Genomic DNA, 6,209 nt, shown 5'->3' with positions numbered 1-6,209 from the left:
CGTGATTGTCAATAAAAATGGGGTATTCATTGATACTCACGTCAGGTACAGAACAATATCTGATAACCTGTCGAAACAAGAATATAAATTTTTACTGACAACTACCTTGACAATCAGCGTAACCTGTCGAAACAAGAATATAAATTTTTACTGACAACTACCTTGACAATCAGCGTTTCCAATTCCTTTCCAGTAATCTCACGCATGGTACTTCCGGAACGATAATAATATTTTCCACGAAAACTTATTAAAGATGGATATTTATCAACAATTATCTGCAAATACTCAAGTTCGCCTTTATATAACAAATTCACATCTGCAATGATTCCCATTGTGTCCGTAATTTTATTAGGAATTCGCTCTAATAAATCTCTTGCATTATCAATACCTACAACATTACCATTGTCATCCGTACCTATGTATATTGTTCCACCGTAGGCATTGGCATATCCACAAATCCATTTTAAATACTCATCCTGCCATGATTCCTTCCACTCTATGGATTGATGTTCTTTTTCCTTCATATATCCACCAACTTTCCAAATTACTGCTTGTCCACTTCCGTAAAGAAGTATTCCAATGTATCCACAAACATATTATGCTCAAACAATTCCTTAATTTGCTCCCGATTCATCCATGCAACCTGCGCCACTTCATCTGTTGTGGCATTGCCTAAATCAACCTCTCCATCGTAATCAAACAGCCAAACATCAACAATTTTATTAGCCACTTTTCCAAACTCGATTTTCTTAATGTCTGACAAAACAACTTGACCTTTTTCTGGCAATAAATCTATTCCAACCTCTTCTTTGGCTTCTCTAAGCGCTCCTTGCAGACTGTCCTCTCCTTTTACTACAGAACCATCCACACATTCCCACATCAAAGGATGTGTTGGTCTGTTTGCAGAACGCTGCGAGATAAGGTACTCGCCCTTGGAATTACGAATCCAGACATGCACCACCAAATGGTAGCCGTCTATCGGTAACTGTTCTCCTCTGATATGGTCTTTTCCCAGAAGCTCTCGGTTCTCATTATACAAATCCCATATTTCTGCATCCGGCACATACTCCACAATATCCCCAAAGTCTGCATGTAAAGTTTTACAAATTTTACTAAGAATTGTAAGGCTTACCTCTTCATCACGTCGAAGCTTTGTCATTGTGTTAGGGGCAATTTCTGCCTTTTTACGCAAATCCGATTTACTCATTTTTTTATCTATTAATAATTTCCATAATTTATTGTATGATACTGCCATAACAATGTCTCCATTCACCTTCAATAATTATCAATTTCCTATCTGCAATCCATTATCTGTTTCATTAACTCTGAATAGTCTATTAAATTCATTCTACTTTTTATCGTCTGTTGAAATCTACGAGCATCCTTTGAGAAATATGAGTTAGTTACCATTATTCCTGCTGTAACCCTGTCCGCTTCAACAGTTCCATATAGTTGTCTAACAAGTCCAACATTCACAGGATGCCTAGGCGCTTTCTTTTTACATTCAGCATAAATCACCAAATCGCCTAACACTGAATTATTAAGAACAATCAAATCCTTACCACCATCTCTTGTCTGTTTCGTAAGTTGCACATTATATCCTTTTCTTTCAAACAATTCACAAACCAGTTCCTCAAACTGTCTAGGAGTAATTTCTTGAAGTATTTCTGGTCTTAATGCAACTTTATCCACAAGCGAATGCGTTACTACCTTTATATCATTTTTTATTTCGTCTGGTACTCTAATAATTTTTCGTTCTGGAACAACTATCTCTGGATGTTGTAGAGATACACCACCTTTATATGTATATATTTGATGTATATCCTTTTCGAAATCAAGAAAATATTCGTTAAGCCCCTCGCCCTTTAGTTTTGTATGAAGCTTTTCAGCTATCGTTCTAGGCGTTAAATTTTGCTTATCAAGTTCTTTAAAAATACCTTCTACAATACTGTCACTCGAGATACGGGCACCAAGATAATCACTAATAAACAATAATATCTGTTTATCTGTTAATGGCTTTAACCTTATTTCATAATCAAAATTTATATCAAACTTATTTTCTCTAGCAGTGCATATATAACACCCTCTAGCATTTTTAATGTTCTCTACCATTTGTTGTTTATATCTATATATTTCGTCCAAACCATCCACTAAACAAACAACATCTGTAAAATCAGATGAATGTTTCCATATTTTATTTCCCATCTGTGAAAAAACCATCGTTTCATACCAGATTTTTCTTCCTTGTTCCTCTAATATCTTTCCAATTATATTTAACAAAAAAGTTTTACCACTTCCTGCCGCACCTGTTATCAAGATTTTGCCATATGGTTTCATCCTGACAACATCTAAAAGTTCCTGTAACTCGTCCCTTCTTATAATCTCCATACGCAGCTTTCCTTTCGTTACCCAACCGACTTATCCAGCATCTCTATAATCTTTTCTTTCTCGCCACTACCATTAGTCATAAATCTCAGTAATGGAATTTCATACAACTCCATAATATGATTTTTCAACAAATCTCTTGAAGCCTGAACAGTATCCTCTTTATGGTATTCATATCCGTCAACCTCAATCGCCAACACAGGCTTTTTACCAATTCTGTTATAAACCAGAAAATCTAAATGTGTTGCTGGATTCATTGCATACTGACATTCCTGCTCATTTAATAGTTCTGGATTCTTAATCAACATATTCAACGGAAAATGACAAACAACATCCAAGCTTGAATACTTGTTAGCGGAGATAATGTCCTCTATCAATGAATACATCAGATTTTCCGAATCATATTCTGATACTTTTTTGTGCTTCTGCAAGTATGCCCTTCTTTCCTCAGTATACTGCTTGTAAAGGTAATCAAAAATCGAATAAATCTTGCTTTCAGTAACTTCAAAATTATTATATTGAATATAATCAATCAAATCTGTTATATTACGCTCTTTTGATTGCTCATTTCCAGTTACAACCAACATCAATTTCTTTTTGGCTCTTGATACAGCAACATTGATTAAATATGGATCATCTGCAAAATCAGATATTTCATCATCCACGGTAGATATAATAATATTCTCTTTCTCCTTGCCCTGGAACTTATGCACTGTAGCAGCATCAATATCTGTAATCTCCTTGCTTAAAGCTTCTACCTGATTTTTGTACGGTGCAATAATTCCGGTTTCTTCCGGATTTGAAACATATTTTGGTATAATCTCATTTTTAATAACATCTATCTGGCGCTGGCTATAATGGTTACGCTCATGATTTCCCACTACCGTTTTTACTACCGATAAAACATCCTCTTCACCATTATCCGTTGTCATAATAATCAATTCACCACGATAGAATTTCTGGTTACAGAAATTGATTATTTTGGGGTGACACCTATAATGTTCCCGCAACAATGTTTGTGTTACATTTGGCATAACATCCAAAATGGATTGCAGAAAACTGTTTGTATACTGATATCCTTCACTCACATTAAAGCTGTCAAATATAACTTTTGCTTTAGCTTTTATATCACCTGTAACAACATTGGGAAGTTGCTTGGTATCCCCTACAATAACAACATTCCTTGCACAGGACAATGCCAACGCACCAGTTGCAATATCTACCTGTGATGCCTCATCCATGATAAGGTAATCATACACCACATCTGAATTCAGGCTGTTTCTTGATGAAAATGTTGTACTTAATATAACCGGATACTCAGCCAATACATCGTATGGTTCCTTCCACAAATTATCTTCACTAAAAGTTTTCCTACTACTGTTACCTTCATATTTCCTTGCCAGTTTGTCTTTTAGGACAACCATTGACTGATCGCATAAATCCTCAAGCAAATTCTTATTAACACTATTTAAATACTTTTCAATATCTGCAATTTTCCCAGACAACTCCGCCTGCTTCGCACGATAATACATTGCTTGAAAGGTTGTAATTATCTTTGAAATATCCTGCTTATAAATGCTCCAATCGGTTACTCTATATTTAAATAAGGCTTTTATCTTAAACCAAAATCCTATTGCCGTTTTCTCTTCTGAAATCAACTGGCACTCCTGCCACAATACCATCCATTGCTTTGAAGATAGTTTTTTCTTGAACTTAATACTATCTGTATGAACATCTGATTCTTTAACATATTGATTGAAATATTCCTGTTCAGTAACCAACCGTGAAAGTTCCTGCCTTAAACACGCCAGTTTTTCCTGCTTATCAAAAACACTTTTTAACTGACTGGATTGCTCTTCTATTTCCTTCTGCAAAACACTTTGATCTTCTCCCGTTTTCCACGACGAAAAATCGGGATAAGCGGCATCCTGATGCTCAACAAATAATTTCTTATTTTTAGAACTTCCTAACGTCGCAGCAATAAAACCCAAATTGTATTTTGGAGAAGATAATTTTTCATATACGTTTTCCGTTGCCGAATTATTATTGGATACTATCTGTACCGTTTTCCCTTGCATTAATATATTGGCAATAATATTCAATATCGTTTGTGTCTTCCCCGTTCCTGGAGGTCCCTGTATAACACTAATCTGATTCTCCATGGCATTTTTTACAGCCTTATACTGACTGTTATTGCATCCAAATGGGAAAATTGGAATGTATTCGCGTCCTGTTCTTTTTCCTTGCAATGATGATGGATTCAAATACTTTGCTAAAGCTACATCACTACCCACAAAAGAAATCTTGGCAAACTTCTTAGACAATAATTTTTCACCAGTCTCTTCATTCTTAAGATTACTCAAACCTGCAATTTGCTTTATATATTCAAATACATTTGATGACTGACTATGGGCAAGACATGACTCTATAATATGCAAGTCGTTCCGACGATAATCTCTTTCACTACCATCGCCAAAACAAATGTGCCAATAAGACTCACTTCCGCTTCTAAATACATATATTGCATTAACAGCAAAGAACTCTCGTCCTTCTCTGCTAATCCGATACATGTTAGGATTCAAAACCTCCGGATCAGTCAACTTTTCCACATTCAAATATGCATACGAGTATGTTTTTCCATTATTGAATTTTACATCCCATTTTTGGGTATTTCTATTATAACCACATGACATTATTTCGGATGTCTTTATTTCACCCTTGATAATGACCATATAATATCGTGTATTCATCTATTCCTCACTACTTCTTATCCGCACGCTGATTGCCCTTGAATTCCTTCTCCACATAGCAATGTTCATGTTTGCCAACCAACTTATCGCCTTCAAAATCCAGTTCGATAATATATGGCATCCAATCTATAATTCGCAGAAATTCTTCGCACCCGAAACTATTGTCATAAGAATTCAATATCGTACTAAGGGCAGTACCATGGGTTCCTATAACACTCTCTTTATCTGTATTATCTGCTAAAATCTCGTTCAACGCCTCTATATTACGATTTTAAACCATAGCAATGGATTCTCCACCATCTTCATGATAATCATGGTCAGCCCAGCGTTTCTGAAACATTCCGTAGTTGTTTCCATCAGGACCTTTTTCTCGCTCCCTCAATCTCTCATCTGTTATAATCTCTTTTGTAAAAAAATCTGCTGCCTCTGCAATAGTATCCATACTACGTTTATATGGACTACAATAAAACGCATCTTTTTTCTTGTTACTCAAAAATTCTAACACAACTACTGAATCTTTCTTCCCTTCTTCCGTCAAAGGTCTTGTTCTGTCTTCTTCCCAATCATGCTCCGGTTGTGCGTGACGTACAAAATAAACTCTTGTCATTTGATCAGCTCCATTTCATCTTCCATTTTCACAAATCCATGTCTTTCATACAAAGGTCGTCCCATATCCGTCGCTTCCAACGCAATCTGTAATACGCCCTGTTCCTTCGCTTGCTCCATTTCTTACAGGACTACAATTCGTTACCAATACTTTCATTTTGACCTCCGTTTTCATGTACCATATTTTTATATGATATCACAGAATCACTACATCATCAATAACAATCGCAACTTCTTGCGATTGTTTCCTAGTTTGCAATATATATTTCGGGTGCGTAAAGTGAATCGTGGATATGCAGAGGAATCTTCTTCCTCTGTCCCTATTCCTCATCTTATCTTCCATCTTTCCTTTATCAACATCTCTACCAACACTTTCATCATAAATCCTCTGAAATTCCTCATAAAGTTCATCTCCATCCAGTTTTATCCCCAACCTTTTCATCACATCTGAAAACATCCTTATGCTTC

Annotated in this window: 7 protein-coding genes and 1 pseudogene; all 8 read right to left on the bottom strand. The window is 35.8% G+C overall.

Features of this window, described 5'->3' with window-relative positions; all coding sequences use genetic code 11:
- Window positions 1–113: 113 nt before the first annotated feature.
- The 8 genes and pseudogenes from ABCW45_RS10560 to ABCW45_RS10530 all read right to left on the bottom strand — a co-directional run bounded on the left by ABCW45_RS10560 (window position 114) and on the right by ABCW45_RS10530 (window position 6,198).
- Window positions 114–524 carry an AlbA family DNA-binding domain-containing protein gene (locus ABCW45_RS10560; RefSeq protein ID WP_343220811.1) on the bottom strand — a complete coding sequence of 137 codons (411 nt, stop codon included), beginning with the start codon at window positions 522–524 and terminating at the stop codon, window positions 114–116.
- A gap of 20 nt (window positions 525–544) precedes the next feature.
- Window positions 545–1,063 carry an NUDIX hydrolase gene (locus ABCW45_RS10555; protein ID WP_425518602.1) on the bottom strand — a complete coding sequence of 173 codons (519 nt, stop codon included), beginning with the start codon at window positions 1,061–1,063 and terminating at the stop codon, window positions 545–547.
- Window positions 1,055–1,255, bottom strand: a pseudogene (locus ABCW45_RS17935) (helix-turn-helix domain-containing protein); the annotation flags it as partial. The gene ABCW45_RS10555 and the pseudogene ABCW45_RS17935, both read right to left, overlap by 9 nt.
- A gap of 38 nt (window positions 1,256–1,293) precedes the next feature.
- Window positions 1,294–2,388: a restriction endonuclease gene (locus ABCW45_RS10550; protein ID WP_015552550.1), complete on the bottom strand. Its 1,095-nt coding sequence runs from the start codon at window positions 2,386–2,388 to the stop codon at window positions 1,294–1,296.
- 17 nt (window positions 2,389–2,405) lie between these two features.
- Window positions 2,406–4,955, bottom strand: a complete 2,550-nt coding sequence (locus ABCW45_RS10545) for an AAA domain-containing protein (protein ID WP_343220810.1) — start codon at window positions 4,953–4,955, stop codon at window positions 2,406–2,408.
- Between the two features lie 190 nt (window positions 4,956–5,145).
- Window positions 5,146–5,388: a hypothetical protein gene (locus tag ABCW45_RS10540; RefSeq protein WP_243121999.1), complete on the bottom strand. Its 243-nt coding sequence runs from the start codon at window positions 5,386–5,388 to the stop codon at window positions 5,146–5,148.
- A gap of 18 nt (window positions 5,389–5,406) precedes the next feature.
- Window positions 5,407–5,742 carry a histidine phosphatase family protein gene (locus tag ABCW45_RS10535; RefSeq protein WP_337495046.1) on the bottom strand — a complete coding sequence of 112 codons (336 nt, stop codon included), beginning with the start codon at window positions 5,740–5,742 and terminating at the stop codon, window positions 5,407–5,409.
- A 195-nt stretch (window positions 5,743–5,937) separates the two neighbouring features.
- On the bottom strand, window positions 5,938–6,198 hold the full coding sequence (locus ABCW45_RS10530) for a hypothetical protein (RefSeq protein WP_343220809.1): 261 nt from the start codon (window positions 6,196–6,198) through the stop codon (window positions 5,938–5,940).
- Window positions 6,199–6,209: the final 11 nt, after the last annotated feature.

Origin of the sequence: Pilosibacter fragilis (assembly GCF_032490495.1) — a bacterium.
GTDB lineage: Bacteria > Bacillota > Clostridia > Lachnospirales > Lachnospiraceae > Pilosibacter > Pilosibacter fragilis.
Note: the sequence above shows the minus strand (reverse complement) of the source record. Positions and strands in the feature narration are given on the sequence as shown.